Origin of the sequence: Bacterioplanoides sp. SCSIO 12839, assembly GCF_024397975.1 — a bacterium.
GTDB lineage: Bacteria > Pseudomonadota > Gammaproteobacteria > Pseudomonadales > Oceanobacteraceae > Bacterioplanoides.
Window position 1 is genome coordinate 2,119,936 of record NZ_CP073745.1, and the last position, 20,002, is coordinate 2,139,937.

A 20,002-nucleotide genomic window follows, 5' to 3' on the forward strand; every position below is an offset into this window, starting at 1 on the left:
GGCGTTATATCTATTTCTGGCATTACTTATGTTTATGACGTTACTTATATTTCTGGTGTTGCTAAAAGAGGATGTTGCGACAATGCCTCAATGCTTTGTCGAATCAACTCATCCAGCTGTTTCAACTCTGTCTCACTCGCCAGCTCTGTTTTGGTTTTTGCTTCCAGTGTTTTAGCTAGCTGCGAAAGAGGTAAAGCACCATAACTGGCAGCACTGCTTTTCAGGGTATGCGCTTCACGATTCATGGCGACCTGATCATGCTCGGTGAGCGCCTGATACATGCCTTGCATACGTAAGTCACTTTCATCACAAAACACCTTGGCCATACGCTGAACCACGGCAACCGACGTATCGTCGATCAATCTCTGCAATACCAATTCGTCGATCAGATTATTTCTTTCACCGTTCTTTCCCTCAGCACCCTTTATTTCACCACCATCCGTTAATTCATCAACAGCTATGGTTTCAGCGGTTTCAGTTTCGGTAGCTAAGGCTTCAGCTGCATTAGGCGGGCCCGGTTTGGCTTTGTCGGGCATGACTTTCTGTTGTTTTGCGTCAACCCAGCGAATTAATTCTGCAAACAGATCACGCTTCACCACAGGTTTTGCCACAAATCCCTGCATACCGGCTTCAATACACTGTTCTTTGACCTCAGCAATGACATTGGCGGTCATCGCCACAATAGGCGTTTCGCCCATTTTTCCAGGTAGTTTGCGAATCTGGCGACTGGCTTCAAGACCATCCATTTCGGGCATTTGCAAATCCATCAACACCAGATCATAAGGCAGGTTCTGTACGGCACGCACGGCTTCAATCCCATTCGCAACGGCATCAACCGAATAGCCTCCGGCTTCCAACATATTAATGGCAACCAACTGGTTAGCCTGGCTATCTTCAGCCAGCAAGATGCGAAAAGAGAAACCTTCCGCCGGCAAACGCATAAGCTCCGAGCGAATTTCATCCGGCTGAGTGGTTTCGTTATTTAATAAGGCAATGAGTGATTTAGCCAACCATTGCGGACGGTAGTGAGATGGCAAACACAGGTCAAAACCAATTGACTGATAATGTTGAATCAGGGCCTGGTTATTACCTTCGATTAAAAGAACCAATGGAATATCGCCGTGCAGAGCTTTCAATTGTTGCAACATCGATTCTGCTGACTGCTCCAATACACGAAACTCGATGATAGCGACTTCAATATCACCATCCTGCAGCAATTCTGCATAATCCTCATAACACTCAATGTTATGCGTCACGGCACCCAACGACATAAACTGTTCTTTTAATAATAAAGACGGTTTATCACGGTCAAACCAGGTACCAATTTTTATATCACTCAGAGCAGGTTTATCCGCATGAAGCGATGTTTCAGCCACCGATGACAACAACAATGAAAACGAAAAGGTTGAGCCTTTTCCTGGTCGGCTGCGCAATGACATTTCGGAGTTCATTAAGGTTAATAACTTCCGGCTGATGGATAATCCCAACCCCGTTCCTCCGAACCGGCGCGTATCATTGCCATCGGCCTGAACAAATTCATCAAACAGCTTTTTCTGATCTTCCGGTGAGATTCCAATGCCACTGTCTTCGACACTGAAGCCAAGCACAACCTGATCATCCGTTTGTTTGTGCAGATCAACCCGAACAATCACCGCTCCCTGCTCGGTAAATTTAACCGCATTACCAACCAGGTTCATCAATACCTGACGAATACGACCGGAGTCTCCCGTCAGTAACGACGGAATTAATGGATCCACATAACAGCATAAAATAACGCCTTTTTCTGCGGCACGGCTGCTGAGGAGGTCAACAATATCGTATACCAAACTCAACAGATTAAAATCATCCTGCTCCAGTACCAGCTTGCCCGCTTCGATTTTCGAAAAATCCAGCACGTCATTAAGAATGGTCAATAATCCCTGTCCTGAATTGAGTGCAGTATCCACATAATGGCGCTGTGTATTCTCCAACTCTGTTTCTTGCAGCAAACCTAATAAACCTAATACTGCATTTAATGGCGTACGAATTTCATGAGACATGGATGCCACAAACTGGGATTTGTATTTATTCGCCCGTTCGGCCATATCTCTGGCTTCAGACAAATCTTCAACGTATTGCTTACGTTCGGATATATCCTGCAATGAGGCGGAAAAGTAGGTTAATCCGGAGATATGTAATGGAAACAGCGTGAGTTCAACCGGAAACTTCTCGCCATTACGGCGTTGTGCGATCACTTCAACACGACGATTGATAAAAGAACCGGAACCATTTTTCTGATAATTTTTTAACCCGGCACGGTGAAAGGCTCGTGCTTCTGGAGGAATAATCAGATCAGCCAACGATTGGCCAATAACCTCTTCACGCAGATACCCAAACATCTGACACGCGGCAATATTAAACTCTTCAACCTCATCGTCCTGATTGATCAGTACAATGGCATTCACGTTATTATCGATAATGGTTGAATGAACTGCGTGTTCCATTTTCAGGAAATCAATATCGGCTTCACGCTCACTGACGTTGTAAAAATGCAGCAAAATAAAATGGTTATTGCCATGCGAAAAACGCTTAAACGCCACATCGACCGGAAATAAATCATTACCAGCCGCTCGGGCAACCGATGATTGCTGAATAGAAGCATGCTCAGACGTCGAAAGCTCAGATAATGTCTGGCGCAGTTTCAACGCCGGGAAATGATACTGAACCGCGCGGTCAGATAGTTTAGAAACCCCGAGTGTGGTTAAGGCTTCGTCATTGTAAGCAACCAGATGCTGGTCTTCATCAACCATCAGCCAGGACCCCGGAATCGCACCAAGCACCTCAGCTAACAATGATTTTTCCTCTTCCGTAACATGCCTTGAGCAACAAACTGCAGCAGAACGGTGTTGATTCACTCTGGCCGAATAGCGCCTGGGTTGCTTCAGATGTGTCGCCCAACGGCGTTTTTTATAAAACATTCCATTCTCTCTCGCACTTCCCTGTCTCAGTCTAGACCATTGCCGCTAAGCATCCCCAAGCAATCACGCTTAAACACTCATATTTAACACCGGCGACTCTCTGACCCAACGACGAATCCGACCCATCAGGCCGGGCAACCAACGCTGTAAGCGATAACTTTCGCGGATAATTTCATCACCCAACGTCGGCGAATTGATATCGTTAAACACACACCCTGAAAGCTGAACGCCCATACCAGACAATCGCTCCATCGCCATGCTCAATTCAGCCTGGCGCGTAACTCCCGAACGTACCGTCAACAACACACCATCACATTCAGCTGCGATCCGTTCGGCGGGCAAGTTATGGCGATTAATCGCGTTGACCGGCGAAGTATCGATGATCACCACATCAAACTCCTTCAGCCAGGCCTGCAAACAAGCGCTGAGAAAGTGTTTTTCCCGCAGCATCAGATTACCGGTTGGCGTAACGGGGGCTGGCAATACTGCCAGGCCTGATGGCACAACATCAGCAGGTGAGGATACGGCGTGGGTTTGATCCGGATAAGCAATCTCTGAAGACATAAAGCCCTCCAGGTCCTGCCATGGCTTCTCTTCGATATCCAGTTCACGCGCAAGTGCCGGGCGACAGAAGTTCATGTCCACCAGCAAGGTTTTGTGCCCCCCAGCCAGTGCACGCTTAGCCAATGCACACGCCAGAGTGGTAACACCTTCACTACCATGACAAGAGGTAATGGCCAGGCTGCGAACTCCCCGATCAATGGTTTGTGAATAAATGCTTTCTAACTCCGCGTAATGGATCGGTAGTTCGACCTTTTCAGACGTTACCGAGATGGATTCAACCTCAGGGCTTTTCACAAAATGATTCATAACGCTGCCGCTCCTAATGCATAAACTGAAAGAATACTCAGGACATCCGTCACCCCTTGCATAAACACACGCCAGTTACTGCGGGTCACGTTCGGCACATAGACCGTATCACCCTCACGAATCACCGGCAGCGTGGCAAAGTCCGGATCCTTAACAAATTCAACCAGGTCAAACGAAGCCGATTGTTCGTCACAACAGGAAGCGTTCACCACCACAATGCGTTCAACATAGGCCGCTTCGGTTGGGCCACCAGCCTGAGCCAGCAGATCGAGAATGGTCATATTGTCATTAAAGCGGTAACGACCCGGCTTAGCGACTGAGCCCAGCACACGCACGGTGGTTTCTTTTTCTTCATCCAGCCAGTTGCGGTCTTTTTCCGGGATATAAATACTGTCACCCGGTTTTACGTCTGGCAGCAGGGTTTCATCACCGGTTTCAAAATACATCGCCAGATTCAGGCGCGACACACGTGGCTTATTGCCGTCGCGGTGCATGATGCGAATATTATGAATATCGGCGTTGGTTGATGGGCCGTCGGCCGCCGACAAGATATCTAAAAAGCCCATGCTTTCATCAAAGGCATAACGACCTGCAGCATTGACCTCACCGAACAGATAGATCGAACGCTCCGGTGCCTGACGCAGCCATTTGGATTTATTGTCCGTTGGATCTTGTGGTAATTCCGGCACCATCACGGTGTAACCAGCTTTTAAAACCGGCAGGTCTTCAATATGGCCACCATTTTCATTAAACGACGCCAGATCAAACACCTTACTTTCAACTCGACCATCTTCATGACGCATCACAATTTGGGTCGCAGCAATATCAGCACGCTCTTCCGGACCACCGGCATGGGCCAATAAATCGAAGACCGACATTTCATCCGACCATTCATAACGGCCCGGGCGACGCACCGCACCCATAATATAAATGGCACGTGAAGGCGGCACTTTTAACCAGGAGTTTTCATCGGTAGCGGTTTTTTCCGGTACAAAAATCGCGTCACCGGCAATAATTTCTGGTAAGCCAACACTGCTGCCCTGCTCGGTATATTGCTGCAAATCGAATGGCACCACATCGCCGTTAGCGCGTAATAAGCGAATCTGACGGGTTTCGGCAAAGCGTGTTGGGCCACCGGCATTCGCCAGAATATCCAGAAACGTTGCCCCTTCCTGATTCTCAAAGGCACCTGGCTTAGGCACTTCACCCATCACATACACCATGCGGGCACCAACTTTTACTTCTTTTGCCGCAATCGGTACAAACACCGTGGCGCCTTTTTCCAGTTTAATCAGCTTATTACCGTCACCGTTATCGAGATACGCTTTTAAATTAAATAAGGTTGGAACGTTGTTATTAATAATGCGGATTTGCTCCACCCCGGCGTAACGGGTCACACCACCGGCGCGCATAATCACATCGATCACAGTGCTGTGTTGTTTGAACGAAAATAAACCCGGGTTCTGAACTTCACCGAAGACTTTAATGGCATTTTGATCTTCTGCGGCATCACCACCGGATAATAACGTCGCGGCATCAAAGTCTGCCTGAACGTTACCAATTAACGGTGAAGCTGGAATAAACAAGGTATCCATACTGCTCAAGGCAGGAATAATGTCATCGTTACCGCTATCCAGATACGCCTTAAAATTAAACTCAATGACCTGCTCACCATCAGCTGACTGACGTTTTAACTGCATTTTATCCAGCTGAGCACCCTTACGAACACCACCCGCCAGGCTTAACGCCATTTGTACGTTGGCACGACCCGTTGCATCGACGGGCAGTTCTACCTGACCCGGATTATTAACGTACCCCAATACGGTGACTAATAAGCGTTTTTCGCGGATAGCAACATCCAAACGGGTAACATCGCGATAAACCGAGGCCAGTGCTTGTTCGATGGCAATACGTGCATGATTTAACTGCATACCTGCTACCGGAATTTCACCCACTTCCGGCAGTACAATCACGCCACGGTTATCGACTGGAAAATCCTGATTTAATTCTTCTTCCCCCGGCAGCGCGATAAACAAGACATCGCCAATATGGATTTGCTCACCAGATGATTGTGTTTGTTGCTGCGCTGCCGCTTGTTCCAATACGTCGTTGGCTTCGTTGACCGCCAGCATTTCGCGCAGCTCCTGAGCCATTTGCTCCAGCTCGTCGTTTTGCGTCGCAGGGTTCTGTGCCATGGCAGAGTTGGCCACTCCAATCAGAGCAAGTCCTACCCAGCTCAAAAAAAACATTCGAAAAAATAAACGGGTCATGATTATTCTCCCTGCTGACGCGATCGTTGCTCATACGCTTCGTGATACGAATAAGAAAAATCGTCATTTAAGTAGCGTTGAGTTTGCGTTTTGGAGGTGTCTTCAACATCCCGAACATCAAATTGCCATTGATTGACCCGCTCCGATTTAACAATACTTTCTTTAGTAACAGCTTCAGACAAATCGTGTTCAGCGCCGGAAGAGTGGGTAAAACCAAACTGTTGGTCCAATTCGATATACAGCTGATCCAGCGTTGGTTTCGGTTCCAGGACTTCAATATGGACCCGGCGATTTTTTAATCGACCGGCCCAGGTATTGTTGGTTGCGCGCGGTAAATGTTCGCCAAATGCACGAATGATCATACGATCTTCTTCAATGCCTAAAGCGGCTAATTCATCGCGAACCTGACGTGCGCGACGCAGAGATAAATCCTGGTTGTAATCGTAAGACGCATTGGAATCGGTATGGCCATTCAAACGCAGAATTAATTGTGGGTAGGCTTTTAAATAACGACTCGCGACCAATAAATGCTCACGGTACAGAGGTGCCAGATGATCGGAGTCGTTAGCAAAGGCATTATCGCTGTTTAATAAATGACGCAGCATATACAACGCATAACGATAACGAAATTCGGCATCACGTTTCTGGCTACTTTCAACGTTGACGCTGCGGGTAGCAACATTTTCAGGGCAATGGGTATGGCGCTTAATATAAATTAAACGACGTTCCAGCTCGTCAACTTCGCGATGCACAATCACCAGTGTATTACGCGCATCTTCTAACAGATTACCGTCTAACTCACGACGTGCGCGTTGTGACATCAGTGTGACTTCACGGACACGCGCCGGAATACATTCACGAGCGCCACGTAAAATCAGCGTATCCAACTTCAGGTTATGAAGCTGCCATTGAGTCTCCAGCGCCCCTTTTGACTCCGGCAGAATTCCCATCCAATCATCGATCTGATCCAGGTAATACTGGCGACTGGTATCCACCTGCACATCGCCGCCCTGCCCATGCTCTGGCCAGCTGCTGCAGCCGGTCAAAGTAAGAACGGCTACAGCTGAAGCCACTGAGAGAACCGGGGTAACCCATGTGTGAAGAGTAATCTGCATCGCGCTAACTCCTGAATCGTCTTCTGGCTTGATGAAGCCTTCTTGATTAATAAATCTTTCTGCTTAATGAACCCTTTTGTTAATGAACTACGGCCGCTGAGCTATTTTTGTCGCTCAGATAATTGGATAAAGACTCAAACACAGGGATCGTGTTGGTGATTTTTAAAATGTCTAACAACTCTTTTGGCTGGCCTTGCACACCAATCAATACCATCTGATGCTGCTGTGCCACTAAGCGCTTGTATAAAAACACCAAAGCACCAATGCCTGACGAATCGATAAAGCGGACCTCACTCAGATCCACAATCACATCACTGCCATTCACCGCCAGGTCTTCAAACAGGTTGCGAACGCTGCCAACACTACTGACATCAAAATCGCCGCTTAAGCTGATGACCTGATCTTCATTACATACATAGCTGACAAAACTCATGGCTCATTCTCCGATCTTTTTTGAATACAAGAAGAGTTGAGCAAGGCCAATGCCAAACCAAATAAACTCAATATTTTCAAAGAGTTAAGACGACTAGCCGCCTGATTTGGCGGCGCAAGGAAGCGATTTCTCAAGATGATTTGCAAAATGCAATGCGGCTTGTTTTGCAATATGGTGATTTCAGTAACAGCGTTGACAGCTCACAGCCTGATGACTAACGCAGGCGCTGACGCAACATCAGGCGCTGACGCAACATCAGGCGCTGAACAAAGGTCAGCGGAAACACCCGCATCATAAACATCAACACCAACATCAGCACTGCGAAACTCAGCCCGGTGGCTAGCTGCCAAGCTTCACTCCAACTGTGAGTCAACCCGTGATAGCAGGCGAGCAAAACCCCTGTGATTACCACACTCGAGACCCACTGGCGATGCTGATATGGCAGTGGCAGCCAATATTGACTCACCACATAAAAACTCAGCAGACGTAAGCCATATACCAGCAATAACACCCAAACAGCACCCCAAACCCCGTGCTCCGGCACCAACCACCAATAACCCATGATCGCGACGGCAGCACACATCCACTGAATCCACATCTGCGACTGACTGGAGTTACCGGCAAAACAACCCAGATTCAGTAAATCACCGGCATTTTTAAGAATATTCACCAGCGCCAGCCACACAACAATACTGGCAGCGGCGTGGTAACTTTGCGGCAGCACCAGTAACACAAAGGCTGGCAAGGTCAGCACCATCGCCGCCCCGAGAAAAATACCGATATTGGTACCCAGCAAAGCAAAATCAGCACACTGCTGCTTGCCATTGGTTTGCTGTAAAAGCTGAAAACGTGTCGGAAACCACCACAGTGCAAACGGCTGCATCATCAGCCCCAGAATCAGCGCAAATTTGCTGGCAATGGCATATACCGCCAGCTGCTCAACACCAATACAATCCGCCAGTAACCAACGATCCAGTCCGGTAATGGCAAACAGCCCCATACGGCTTAACACGATCGGGCCACCATAACGACTGAGCTGACCGATAACCGTTCGATTCAGGCTGACAATTTTGCTGAAGCCACCGCTCTGCTGCAGCAGAAACCGGAGCAACAGGCAAACCAGCAAACCACTGGCAATCGCTCCTGCAATCAATACCGCTTGAATATTGCTGTACACACTGGCTCCTTCTCGACGGCCAGATTCCAGCAACAGAACAATCAGGCTGGCCTGTACCAGTACCTTGATCACGTTATAGAAACAAAACTGCTTCGCCATGGATTGCATCCGCATCAGAGTTAACGGGATCACGATCAGGCCTTCGGCCAAAGTTGGCACCGCAATTAACCACAACTCTGTTTGGCCAATGCCTTCAGGTAATACAGACACCAATGCACTTTGAGTCATCATCAGCAATACGATGGCAATCAGGGTAATCAGCAGGGTCAGCCCGGTACAACTGGCAATAATGCTCTCTCGTTGTGACCCTTGCGCCTCACCAACAAAACGATACAAGGCCTCAACCAACCCGAAACCAATCACGATGGTGCCAATATCAGCCAATACCACCAGTGTTTCTAACAAACCATATTCTGTAGGCGTCAGCTGTCTGGTGAGATAAGGCATCATCAACAGGGACACGCCTTTCATCAACACAATACCAATGCCGTAATACATGGCCTGAGATAACGCACCGGATGGAGCAGGTTCAGAATGATGAGCCTCAGATTTCATGATGCATTACCTCGACCTGATAGCCGGCATGAGCTGACTCAAATTGACGGGAAAGTTGCAATGCACAGACATCCGCGCTGAAACAACATGTCAGCTTATGATGGGCCAAACCGGTTATGGCACGAATCCGCTGTTGACCATCCGCCTGAGACAAATCCTCAACCAACTGATTCAGTACCCGGGCCAGATCATCGGCATCATTATGTCTGGCGACCCAGGCGCAATGTGGATCAAGGATTTCGCCACTGGCCATCAGGTCTGTGGTCACAACCGGAACTTTACAAGCCATCGCTTCTTTTAAGACCAACGGCCCGGTGTCCATAATGCCGTCGGCTGTTTTGCAAAATGGCAGTACCAGTGCCTGATAATCGGTAATATGGGTCATCACCCATTGGCGTGAAACCGCGCCAATAAAGTGAACTTGCTGATGCAGACCCAGTTCAGCGACCTGCTCCTGCAAGGCTTGCTTCAGTGGCCCATCACCGGCGATATCAATTTCAATATCGGCATCACATTTCGCAATTGCATTGACTAAATCAGGTAATCCTTTGGTTTCAGACAAGCGACCCAAAAATAATAATTTATTGTTTTTTCCCTGAGATTTGTCGCTATGTGCAGGATGAAAGCTGTGTGTATCAACACCACATGGAATATGAACAACCGGAGTTTCGGGCGACATGGTTTGAAATTCATCCAACATGCGTTTGCAAACTGCAACAACAAAATCTGCATTTTGCAATTTACTTTGCAAATTCTGCGGCGTTTTATACACATCAGAACCATGACTGGTAAATGAAACACTGATACCGGAAAGGCGTGCAGCGGTGATTCCCAGCACAGCTGGTGACCAGGCAAAATGACAGTGAATATGCTGTGCCCTGAAGTGCCAAACCAGATACGACACTTTCAAACCATGAAACAATACGGAGCGAGTCGATACGCCTTTTTGTTCGCGAGCAAACAAAAAGGCTGCCCAGACAGAAAGCAAATATTCGTCACCTTTCAGCAACGCAAAAAGCAACTGAAAACCCCATAAAATCAGGTATTTAAGTACGGCAATAAAAGACACATCGGATAGTGATAGAAAGCGCTCATTCAGTTTTTCATCCCCAGCCTGACATGGCTCATCACGTCTTTTTAAGCACACCGGGACAACCCGATGGCCCTGACGTTCAATTGCTTTTATCTCTGTGGTGATAAAAGTTTCACTTGCCACCGGGAACTCTGGAATCACATATAAAATTGTTTTCATACTCACGCTCCGATTTGCACTTCTATTCACACTTAGGCCGTGCTGCGTTTTTTCATTCAGCTAATGAGTCATTGGCATTTGCTTTGCTCATTAACATTTATGTTTGAAGTGATTCAGCAATGACAATGCCAACTGAAAAATGAAAATAACGGAGAGAAACAATGAACCTTAATCTACCCAGCGGTGAAAAACGTGCAGCTCAATTTAAGAGCCAATGCTGTGTCAGCGTGGTTATTCCAACCTACAATTGCCTGGAATATTTACCACGCGCAATTCGCAGCATTCTTGATCAGGGCATTCATAATCTTGAAATTCTGGTTATCGACGATAATTCCAGCGACGGTACCTGGGCATGGTTACAAGAACAGCAAAAACGTATTCCACAACTGCGCAGCTACCATCTTCGCGGCGTTGGTTCAGCCAGAGCCAGAAATTTTGCGCTGAAACGTGTTCGCGGCGAATACATTGCATTCCTGGATGCTGATGATTATTGGCACAGTGGAAAACTGAAAAAACAACTCGATTTTCATCGCAGCGATCCACGTATTGTGATGAGTTTTACCAACTACCACCACACGACTCCTGACAATACGGACCTTGGTGATTGTTTTGGTTTCTGGCCACACTTTAAACAAGTCGCCATTCAGGATAATAATTTTCACGAACTGGAATCTGCGGCTGAAAAAATCTTCAGTGAAAATGTCATTGGCACTTCCTGTGTCATGGTGAAAACCAAAACCCAGAAGATGATTGGTGGTTTTGATAACAAACTAAAATCCGCAGAAGACTGGGATTTATGGATGCGATTTTGCAAAGCCGGACGCGTGGCTTATTGCAACGAAGAATTGATGGAATATCTGGTCAGGCCCGGTTCTAAAACCAGCAACCGTTTGCGCCGCCTCGACCATATGAAAATCATCATGAAGCGCCACGAAGGTTATGTGAAACGCCTCAATATCTGGGCCGTCATGCAGGCTTATGGCCGTTTAGCAACCGGTTACGCCGAACACTATGCAGAGCAACAACAGTTCCTTAAAGCGTTCTGGCACCAAACCAAAGCAACCTTATTAAATCCATCGAAACGCAACGCAAAAGCGGCACTGGCTCAATTGTATTGGGCAATCAAAAGCAAAAAACAAATCGCCTGATGCGCTTACGGCACAAGGATGTGCTTGCTCTCTTCCTGCCTGATCACTAAGTAGTTTCCTCACGCCATCTAAGTAGTTTGATGGACAGCATTTCGGGTACTGACTGGTTAATATTTCAACGCTTTAGTCTCGTTAAGCCTGAATTCAGCTAACGGGCTTAAAGTTAATGGTGTTGCACATCTTGAGTGGTTAATGGCCACTTTAACTTCCAGATTTATGTTGTTGGAGATTACTGACAATGAATAAAGCATTCTTGCCAGCCACCCTTTTGTTTTCATTGTTAACCGCCTGTGGTGGCGGTGGTTCAGGCTCTGGTGGATCAGACCCGACGCCCCAGCCTGATCCTGATAAACCGACGAACCCAAGTGAACCAACTGACCCAAGCGAACCAACAACCCCAGAGCCCGCTGCGGATGGTTTCACTTATCTGTTTTCCGGTTCTGACCTGATCAGCTATAACTTCACTAATGATCAATTTTCAGATATCGCTGCGGAACCCAAAAGCTTCGACCTCAACCTCCACGCAAACCAGTCAGAGTTTGCTGCCGCTGATGCCGTATTTTATCTGCAAAATAATCACTGGCTGCAGGTAAACCGCAAAACCAATCAACCAGAGCAGGTCAGCAGTGCCACACTGCAAACCGAAGTGTGTGACACGTTTGTATTGTCTGATAGCAGCACCAGCCACCTGTTTTACACAACCGCAGGCGCCGATACTCGCTGCAGTGACGAAGATGACAACATCTCATTTCGCATCGACAGCAACATGACGGCCAGCTCAGCTCCTGTCAGCCTGGCCAATAACCTGCAAATCAGTATCAATGAAACCGACCCGGTGTTAATCAATAACCGTTTGGTCGGTTTCTTAATCAAAGACAGCAGCAACAACCTGCTATTCAGTAACCTGAACACAACCACCACAGTACAATTGGCAGCAAATGTGGCCGGCCAGGTGTCAGTGTACAATTTCACAAGCCGCAACAAAGCCTTGACCAAGGTGGACAACAAGCTTTACGACTTGTCGTTAGAACAACTCGAAAGTGGCAATCTGGGCGATGCGATTTTCACCAACACACAAAATATCCTGAATGTATTTAGCCAGGATGGCCGCTTATTCTACAAAGGCGGTGCTGACAGCCAGATTCATCATTTTGATGCAAAAACCGGAGTTTCAACCGTTATTTTTGATGCTGCGACCAGTACCCCAGGCAAAACCGTTAGTAACGTTGAAGTAGGCCACAATGGCATCCTGATTAAGCTCAACAGCGATGAATTACTACTGGTTAATTTAGAAAATCTCTCGGCACCGGTTAATAAGCTGTTATCCGTAGCAGTTCCAAATTCAAGCTCATCAACCACAACCGTAGATGGTGGGTTTATCATTGGTGGAAATGATAATGATGGCGCTCATCGTGCTATCTTCATTAGTGACAACGGCGATGTAACGACGATTAACAATGCAGATTGGTTACGAGTCGACAGCAGCAGCCATCAATTCAGCTCTCTTCCGGTGTTATTCCGTTTTGGTAGCGATAAGAATGCATTAACACTTTGGTCTGCAACAACCAAAACAGATGTACATTCTCTGGGCGAATTCGATAAAAATATTTCAGACTTCAGAGTTGATTTGTTCGTGAACGACCAGGGTAAAGTGCTGTTGAGTAGCCGTAGTAATGAATCAGCAGTTAACGGCCAGGTATTTGGCATGACCCTCAAGTCAGCCAACAGCCTGAAAGTTCTGAAAGCAGAAACCGGACATTTTATATTTTAAAATCATTTGCGTTAAAGCATAAAAAATCCGCTGGCGAAACACATTCATCAACCAGCGGATTTATTATTTCTTCAAATTTCTATCTCAAGAAAAATAATCTTTAATCCAGTCGTAGACGGTATCACTGGTAACGTCACTGGACTTCATCGCCTGATAGTCGTTACCCGGATCTTGATCACTGAAGGTATATTGATACTGGATTAACCCAGGATGTTCATCGTGTAACACAACCAGAATGCGTTTTTTGCTGGGCAAACAGTCAATGGTTAATACATCGGCTGGGATACCCATTTTGCGCATGCCCTGCATGACACCAATCACCGGATTAATGTCAGCAAAATCCTGTTGGATTTTGGCATGGGCTTCACTTGCGATATCGGAGAAAGATAATAAGGCTTGATTGGCGTTCATAGTAAATATCAGAAATTGAAGTATTTAGATCAAGACAATAAAAATTAATTTTTTCGAAGATGATTTCTCATGTTCAAAAAAACGGGAGCCGAAGCTCCCGTTTTCTTTTTAATCAATCTGCACTTAAAACCAAGCCAGAATTAAGATTCCGCTTTAGGCTTCTCACGTAGTTTGATATGCAGTTCACGCAGCTGAGCATTGCCCACTTCTCCCGGTGCGTCGGTCATTACACACGCAGCAGATTGAGTTTTCGGGAAGGCAATCACTTCACGGATCGACTGAGCACCGGTCAGCAGCATTACTAAGCGGTCTAAACCGAATGCCAAGCCACCGTGTACCGGAGCACCGTACTTCAGCGCGTCCAGCAGGAAGCCAAACTTCTCTTGCTGCTCTTCTTCGCTGATACCCAGTACGTCGAATACCGTTTCCTGCATTGACTGTTCGTGGATACGGATAGAGCCGCCACCCAGTTCACAACCGTTCAGAACCATATCGTAAGCACGAGACAGTGCTGTGGTTGGTGCTGCTTTCAGCTCTTCCGGAGAGCAGGAAGGCGCAGTGAATGGGTGGTGAATCGCCGTGATACCACCGTCTTTGGTTTCTTCGAACATTGGGAAGTCAACAACCCAAAGCGGAGCCCACTCACAGGTGTACAGGTTCAGGTCTTCACCCAGCTTACAACGCAGTGCACCCAGCGCTTCGTTTACGATCACTTCTTTGTCTGCGCCGAAGAAGATGATGTCGCCGTTTTGTGCGCCCAGCTTGTTCATGATGTCCATGGTGTTTTCTTCACCGATGAACTTGATGATTGGAGATTGCAGGCCGTTAACGCCGTTTTCAATCTCGTTCACCTTAATCCACGCTAAGCCTTTCGCACCGTAGATGCCAACGAACTTGGTGTATTCGTCGATCTGCTTACGGGAGATTTCTGCACCACCTGGTACACGCAGTGCTGCAACGCGACCTTTAGGATCTTTTGCAGGGCCAGCGAATACTTTGAACTCGATGTCTTGCAGGAATTCAGCAACGTCCACCAGCTGCAGAGGAATACGCAGATCTGGCTTATCAGAACCGTACTTTTCCATCGCTTCGGAATAAGGCATACGTGGGAATTCACCCAGCTGTACGTTTAATTCTTTTTCGAAGATTTCAGTGATCATGCCCTGAGTCAGCGACATGATTTCTTCTTCGTCGATGAAAGAGGCTTCGATATCGATCTGAGTGAATTCCGGCTGACGGTCAGCACGCAGGTCTTCGTCACGGAAACACTTAGCAATCTGGTAGTAACGGTCAAAACCAGAAACCATCAGCAACTGCTTAAACAACTGCGGAGACTGCGGCAGTGCAAAGAAGTTGTGCTCATGAGTACGGCTTGGCACCAGGTAGTCACGTGCGCCTTCTGGGGTAGCACGGGTCAGAATTGGCGTTTCGATATCCAGGAAGCCGTTGTCTTCCAGGTAACGACGCACATGAGAAGACACTTTAGAACGGAAGCGCAGCTTCTCTTGCATCTCAGGGCGACGCATATCCATGTAGCGGTACTTCAGACGGATGTCTTCGCCCACATCGGTGTAGCCGTCTAATGGGAACGGAGGCGTTGCTGCCTTGTTCACCACGTTGATTTCTTTGCCCAGTACTTCGATCTTACCGGTGCGCATGTTTTCGTTGATGGTACCTTCAGGGCGACCACGAACGCGACCGGTGATCTGAACCACAAACTCCGAACGCACGCTATCCGCAGTATTAAAAGCTTCTACGGTATCAGGATCGAATACCACCTGAACCAGACCTTCGCGATCACGAACGTCTAAGAAGATAACGCCACCGTGGTCACGGCGACGGTGAACCCAACCACAAAAGGTTACGGTTTCGTCAATCAAGGTTTCGTTAATATCACCACAATAGTGCGTGCGCATCGTTTGGTCCCGCATCAAAACGTCAATTTGAAATATAAAAAAGGCGGGCAGTATACAGAATTTTTGCCGGACGTCCGATACCCGCGATATGAATTAACAGGGAAAGCATCAAATAAATTCCGAAATCCCGGCGGATCCCGGTGAAAATGCCTCATCTGCCCTGCTTCGACGACGTAAATCCACCTTGAGTCAGGTTGAGACTCAGGTAATCTGCATGGCCTGATCGATCAATAAGAACAACAATTTCATTTCAGGATGTGATTTCTCATGCAATCTTTCGCAAATAAAGTCGTCGTAATCACGGGTGCCGCATCAGGTATTGGCCGTGCGCTGGCACAACAACTGAGTCGCGATGGCGCTCACCTGGCACTGTCTGACGTAAATATGTCGGGCCTGGAAGAGACTCAGGCCAGCCTATCTGGTTCGGGCAAGGTTACGCTTCATACGCTCGATGTGGCCAATCGCAATGCCTGGGAATCTTATGCCGATGTGGTAGTGAGTGAACACGGCCAGGTCGATGCCATCATCAACAACGCCGGTGTAGCGCTGTCTGAGACCATTGAAAAGATGAGTTATGAAGACATGGAATGGATTGTTGGCATCAACTTCTGGGGCGTGGTGTATGGCACCAAAACATTTTTGCCACATCTGAAACAACGCCCGGAAGCCGCCATCATTAACATTTCGTCAATCTTTGGCATTATTGCACTCCCAACCCAGGGAGCTTACAACGCTACCAAATTTGCTGTGCGCGGTTTTACCGAATCACTACGCCAGGAACTGAAAGACACCAATGTGATGGTAACGACGGTGCATCCGGGTGGAATTAAAACCAACATTGTTCGCAATGGCCGGATGAAAACCTCACTGACGGGTGATAAATCACTGGAGCAACAAGCGGAAGAATTCGCCAAAATGGCAAAAACCACACCGCCTCAAGCCGCCCAAACCATCATTGATGGCACATTAAAAGGCAAACGCCGTATTCTGATTGGTGCCGATGCCAAAGCGATGGATCGTACCCAGAGACTGTTCCCAATCAAATACACCGATATCTTTAACTGGGTATTACGGAAAACAGCGTAACACTGCTTTTGCGGTCAGCCATTTCCTTGCTTTAGCGCATTTTTTGGCCAAGTGGCTTACAAAAGCCTACAAAAACAGGGATTTCAGACTTGCTTACCGTTTTCTTTTACATAAAAATCTAATGGCTGGTAATAACACGAACCAGCCACCGGAACAGATTACTTTTAAGGATCAGAGACCTATGCCTGCTAAAAAAGCCGCTCCTGCACGTAAAATTACCGCAGTAAAAGAGAAGTTCACTAAAACCCAGATTCTGAACGAAATTGCAGATAACACCGGCCTGAGCCGTAAAGAAGTGACTGCGGTTCTGGACGAACTGAGCATTGTTATCGAACGTCACATCAAAAAGCGTTCAATTGGCGAATTTACTCTGCCTGGCTTACTGAAAATCAAAACCGTTAAAAAGCCTGCTCAAAAAGCACGCAAAAACGTACCAAACCCATTCCGTCCGGGTGAAACCATGGATGTTGCAGCAAAACCTGCTTCCACCAAAGTTAAGGTTCTGCCACTGAAAAAACTGAAAGATATGGCTCTGTAAGCGTTTTATCTTTCTGAAAAGCGGTCTTTGATATACAAAATATCAGGCCGCTTTTTTTATGCCTGAATTCTGGTAAAAACATGTCCGAATTAATTCCGCTACTGCAACAGGTTGAACACTGCACCCTCTGCGAAGAACACCTGCCACTCGGGCCTCGTCCGGTTGTACGTGCCTCAGAATCTGCGCGAATCTTAATTATTGGTCAGGCGCCCGGCACACGGGTTCATGCCAGTGGTATTCCCTGGAATGACGCCAGCGGCAAACGACTGCGGGAATGGCTGCAAACACCAGACGACGTTTTCTACGACACCCGTAACATTGCCATCATGCCGATGGGGTTTTGTTACCCCGGCAAAGGCAAAAGTGGCGATTTACCGCCAAGAACCGAATGTGCACCACAATGGCACCCATCACTGCTGAAGCAGATGCCCAATATTGAACTCACACTGTTAATTGGCCAATACGCGCAGCAATATTATTTGCAATCAAAAAGCGATGGCGAGAGCGATTTTTTAAAACGCAATAAAACACTGACCGAAAGAGTCAAACATTGGCGTGACGCACCGGCAGGCTTTATTCCGCTCCCCCATCCATCACCACGCAATCAGATCTGGTTAAAGAAAAACCCATGGTTTGAGGCCGACGTTGTGCCTTTTATCCGTTCGGAAGTGCAGCGTTTATTACAACCGGAGTCCGACTAATGCTTCAGCGCTTGCCATTGTTGCTGAGTTACAGCGGCTATTGTTTACTCGCACCACTCTTGCCATTAATTATCTGGCAGGGAAAAAACACACGGAAAACAGCGCTCAGACTGCCGGAAGCCGACGGGCCAAGATCCGGAGAATTTAATTCCACAATACCTACTTCGCTGGATATTCTGCATCTGGGTGAAAGCACCGTTGCCGGAGTTGGTGTTCATCATAGTAATCTCGGCTTTACCGCCAATATCAGTCGCGTTTTAGCAGAAAACAATGTTAGCCACCAATGGCAATATATTGCTCAAACCGGGGTAACCATGCAGGAGTTGATAGCGCTATTGAACCAGCAACAGGCAATTCCGGGCTGCAGCCATCTGATCATCAGCATGGGGGTTAACGACACCACGAACTTTACCCGCCGCCATCATTGGCGTGAAAATCTGATACAACTGGTGAACCAAGTAAAAGTGAACAGCCCGAAAACCCAGGTATATTTCACTCAGGTGGCGCCAATGCATCGCTTCCCTGCCCTGGCTAAACCATTGAATTATTTTTTAGGCTTAAGGGCCTGGCAGCTGAACCATGAACTGAAAAGTCTATGTGCCGATAACGATTGGCAGTTTATTTCAATTGATATACCGCTACAGCCCGAATGGATGGCAAAAGATGGTTACCACCCGAATAACTCCGGCTATGAGCTATGGGGACAAGGTGTAGCGCAAAAAATCATGGAATGACTTTTATTATTAAATTTAAAATCTACCAGTGCACCATGGCCCTTATCTCATCAATATTTTGCATCAACCATAAGCCGTGTCTTGTGGTATTCGCAGGCAGAGAAAGCATGAGGCGTAAGGAAAACATGGCGTCGACCAGATCTTGGCCCGATTTGCATATCTTCTGTCCCGCATAATATTCATCGCCGGGTATTATTAATACCGATAATAATCTTAAGAAAAGCAATAAAAAGGGTTTACTGATGAGCGCTCCCCATGAAGCCGGCACCATTCCGGTCAGAAAGATGAACTTTGAGTTTGACTCAGTTCCGCGTGATTTCCTCAATGGTAATCTGGCTTTCAGCAATTATTTTAATGGCCTGAATTTGTTATTCCCGGAAGGTGAGCGATTCTTTATGCATGCGGTGCGCGATGGCCTGAAGACCATCAAAAACCCATCACCTGAATTGAAGGAACAAGCCAAAGGCTTTTATGGCCAGGAAGCTCAACATTCCATTGAACACCTGAAGTACTTTGAGATTCTCGACAAAAACGGTTACGAGTTTCGCGGTGAGCTGGCTAAGTTTGACCGTTTCATTATCAAGTTGCGCAAAAAGCTGCCCACCAAATTACGTCTGGCAATGACGGCAGGTGCTGAACACCTGACAGCCATTTCAAGTCAGATGTCACTGACCGATGTCGACGTTGCCAATGGCCACCCGGTGATGCGAGATCTGATGCAATGGCACGCCATTGAAGAAATCGAACACAAAGCGGTCGCCTACGATGTGTATGCGCAAGCCAGCGGTAACTACTTCTTGCGTATATTGGGTTATTTAGCTGCGATTGTGGTGGTTGGTGGTTATTCCTACAAATTTGCCACCATGTTTATGCGCCAGGAAGGATACTCCAAACGCAAAGCAGCCAAGCTGATTCGTGATGATCAACGCCAGATCCTGAAGCGTCACTCCTATCTGAAAAGCCAGTTTCTGGCGTATTTCAAACCCGGATTTCACCCTAATCAGATTGACGACGAACACCTGATTGAAAAAGCACGGGTGGATCTCGCCGCTTACGGCTGAAATCATT

General features: G+C 47.3%; 16 protein-coding genes. 7 read left to right on the top strand and 9 right to left on the bottom strand.

Going from position 1 to position 20,002, the window contains the following annotated elements; all coding sequences use genetic code 11:
- Positions 1–44: 44 nt before the first annotated feature.
- The 7 genes from KFF03_RS09790 to KFF03_RS09820 form a co-directional block, all read right to left on the bottom strand.
- A complete protein-coding gene (locus KFF03_RS09790; protein ID WP_255856707.1) occupies positions 45–2,957 on the bottom strand; it encodes an ATP-binding protein in 2,913 nt (970 codons plus the stop codon).
- A gap of 69 nt (positions 2,958–3,026) precedes the next feature.
- Entirely contained in the window at positions 3,027–3,827 is an 801-nt protein-coding gene (locus tag KFF03_RS09795) for a CpsD/CapB family tyrosine-protein kinase (protein WP_255856708.1), read from the bottom strand.
- Positions 3,824–6,097, bottom strand: coding sequence for an SLBB domain-containing protein (locus KFF03_RS09800; protein WP_255856709.1), 2,274 nt, complete (start codon positions 6,095–6,097; stop codon positions 3,824–3,826). The genes KFF03_RS09795 and KFF03_RS09800 overlap by 4 nt, the downstream gene beginning before the upstream one ends.
- Before the next feature lie 2 nt (positions 6,098–6,099).
- Positions 6,100–7,170, bottom strand: a complete 1,071-nt coding sequence (locus KFF03_RS09805) for an OmpA family protein (protein ID WP_255856710.1) — start codon at positions 7,168–7,170, stop codon at positions 6,100–6,102.
- A 121-nt stretch (positions 7,171–7,291) separates the two neighbouring features.
- A complete protein-coding gene (locus KFF03_RS09810) occupies positions 7,292–7,645 on the bottom strand; it encodes an STAS domain-containing protein (protein WP_255856711.1) in 354 nt (117 codons plus the stop codon).
- Positions 7,646–7,859: 214 nt separating this feature from the next.
- Entirely contained in the window at positions 7,860–9,377 is a 1,518-nt protein-coding gene (locus KFF03_RS09815) for a lipopolysaccharide biosynthesis protein (protein WP_255856712.1), read from the bottom strand.
- Positions 9,367–10,629 carry a glycosyltransferase gene (locus KFF03_RS09820; RefSeq protein WP_255856713.1) on the bottom strand — a complete coding sequence of 421 codons (1,263 nt, stop codon included), beginning with the start codon at positions 10,627–10,629 and terminating at the stop codon, positions 9,367–9,369. The genes KFF03_RS09815 and KFF03_RS09820 overlap by 11 nt, the downstream gene beginning before the upstream one ends.
- A gap of 161 nt (positions 10,630–10,790) precedes the next feature.
- Here KFF03_RS09820 and KFF03_RS09825 point away from each other — a divergent pair, with 161 nt between their 5' ends.
- Both KFF03_RS09825 and KFF03_RS09830 read left to right on the top strand, forming a co-directional pair.
- Positions 10,791–11,777 carry a glycosyltransferase family A protein gene (locus KFF03_RS09825; protein WP_255856714.1) on the top strand — a complete coding sequence of 329 codons (987 nt, stop codon included), beginning with the start codon at positions 10,791–10,793 and terminating at the stop codon, positions 11,775–11,777.
- 238 nt (positions 11,778–12,015) lie between these two features.
- The gene (locus KFF03_RS09830) at positions 12,016–13,548 is read left to right on the top strand and encodes a hypothetical protein (RefSeq protein WP_255856715.1); all 1,533 of its coding nucleotides are present in this window, start codon (positions 12,016–12,018) and stop codon (positions 13,546–13,548) included.
- Positions 13,549–13,632: 84 nt separating this feature from the next.
- On the opposite strand, the gene KFF03_RS09835 is transcribed toward KFF03_RS09830, so the two are convergent.
- Positions 13,633–13,959, bottom strand: coding sequence for a hypothetical protein (locus tag KFF03_RS09835; RefSeq protein ID WP_255856716.1), 327 nt, complete (start codon positions 13,957–13,959; stop codon positions 13,633–13,635).
- 140 nt (positions 13,960–14,099) lie between these two features.
- Positions 14,100–15,875: an aspartate--tRNA ligase gene (gene aspS / locus KFF03_RS09840; protein WP_255856717.1), complete on the bottom strand. Its 1,776-nt coding sequence runs from the start codon at positions 15,873–15,875 to the stop codon at positions 14,100–14,102.
- A gap of 267 nt (positions 15,876–16,142) precedes the next feature.
- Between aspS and KFF03_RS09845 the strand changes: the two genes are divergently transcribed.
- The 5 genes from KFF03_RS09845 to KFF03_RS09865 all read left to right on the top strand — a co-directional run bounded on the left by KFF03_RS09845 (position 16,143) and on the right by KFF03_RS09865 (position 19,995).
- A complete protein-coding gene (locus KFF03_RS09845) occupies positions 16,143–16,961 on the top strand; it encodes an SDR family oxidoreductase (RefSeq protein ID WP_255856718.1) in 819 nt (272 codons plus the stop codon).
- A 181-nt stretch (positions 16,962–17,142) separates the two neighbouring features.
- The gene (locus tag KFF03_RS09850; RefSeq protein ID WP_255856719.1) at positions 17,143–17,499 is read left to right on the top strand and encodes an HU family DNA-binding protein; all 357 of its coding nucleotides are present in this window, start codon (positions 17,143–17,145) and stop codon (positions 17,497–17,499) included.
- Positions 17,500–17,579: 80 nt separating this feature from the next.
- Complete coding sequence (locus KFF03_RS09855) at positions 17,580–18,200, top strand: uracil-DNA glycosylase family protein (protein WP_255856720.1); 621 nt, start codon at positions 17,580–17,582, stop codon at positions 18,198–18,200.
- Entirely contained in the window at positions 18,200–18,934 is a 735-nt protein-coding gene (locus KFF03_RS09860; RefSeq protein ID WP_255856721.1) for an SGNH/GDSL hydrolase family protein, read from the top strand. Before KFF03_RS09855 ends, KFF03_RS09860 begins: the two co-directional genes overlap by 1 nt.
- A 242-nt stretch (positions 18,935–19,176) precedes the next feature.
- Positions 19,177–19,995 (top strand): metal-dependent hydrolase, encoded by an 819-nt coding sequence (locus KFF03_RS09865; protein WP_255856722.1) that lies wholly within the window; start codon positions 19,177–19,179, stop codon positions 19,993–19,995.
- The last annotated feature ends 7 nt before the right edge of the window (positions 19,996–20,002 follow it).

Excerpts from the sequence above, each read along its gene's own strand:
- KFF03_RS09850 (WP_255856719.1), top strand. The coding sequence starts at position 17,143 with ATGCCTGCTAAAAAAGCCGCTCCTGCACGTAAAATTACCGCAGTAAAA.
- KFF03_RS09860 (WP_255856721.1), top strand. The coding sequence starts at position 18,200 with ATGCTTCAGCGCTTGCCATTGTTGCTGAGTTACAGCGGCTATTGTTTA.
- KFF03_RS09830 (WP_255856715.1), top strand. The coding sequence starts at position 12,016 with ATGAATAAAGCATTCTTGCCAGCCACCCTTTTGTTTTCATTGTTAACC.
- KFF03_RS09800 (WP_255856709.1), bottom strand. The coding sequence starts at position 6,097 with ATGACCCGTTTATTTTTTCGAATGTTTTTTTTGAGCTGGGTAGGACTT.
- KFF03_RS09810 (WP_255856711.1), bottom strand. The coding sequence starts at position 7,645 with ATGAGTTTTGTCAGCTATGTATGTAATGAAGATCAGGTCATCAGCTTA.
- KFF03_RS09825 (WP_255856714.1), top strand. The coding sequence starts at position 10,791 with ATGAACCTTAATCTACCCAGCGGTGAAAAACGTGCAGCTCAATTTAAG.
- KFF03_RS09845 (WP_255856718.1), top strand. The coding sequence starts at position 16,143 with ATGCAATCTTTCGCAAATAAAGTCGTCGTAATCACGGGTGCCGCATCA.
- KFF03_RS09855 (WP_255856720.1), top strand. The coding sequence starts at position 17,580 with ATGTCCGAATTAATTCCGCTACTGCAACAGGTTGAACACTGCACCCTC.
- KFF03_RS09790 (WP_255856707.1), bottom strand. The coding sequence starts at position 2,957 with ATGTTTTATAAAAAACGCCGTTGGGCGACACATCTGAAGCAACCCAGG.
- aspS (WP_255856717.1), bottom strand. The coding sequence starts at position 15,875 with ATGCGCACGCACTATTGTGGTGATATTAACGAAACCTTGATTGACGAA.
- KFF03_RS09820 (WP_255856713.1), bottom strand. The coding sequence starts at position 10,629 with ATGAAAACAATTTTATATGTGATTCCAGAGTTCCCGGTGGCAAGTGAA.
- KFF03_RS09795 (WP_255856708.1), bottom strand. The coding sequence starts at position 3,827 with ATGAATCATTTTGTGAAAAGCCCTGAGGTTGAATCCATCTCGGTAACG.
- KFF03_RS09835 (WP_255856716.1), bottom strand. The coding sequence starts at position 13,959 with ATGAACGCCAATCAAGCCTTATTATCTTTCTCCGATATCGCAAGTGAA.
- KFF03_RS09815 (WP_255856712.1), bottom strand. The coding sequence starts at position 9,377 with ATGAAATCTGAGGCTCATCATTCTGAACCTGCTCCATCCGGTGCGTTA.
- KFF03_RS09865 (WP_255856722.1), top strand. The coding sequence starts at position 19,177 with ATGAGCGCTCCCCATGAAGCCGGCACCATTCCGGTCAGAAAGATGAAC.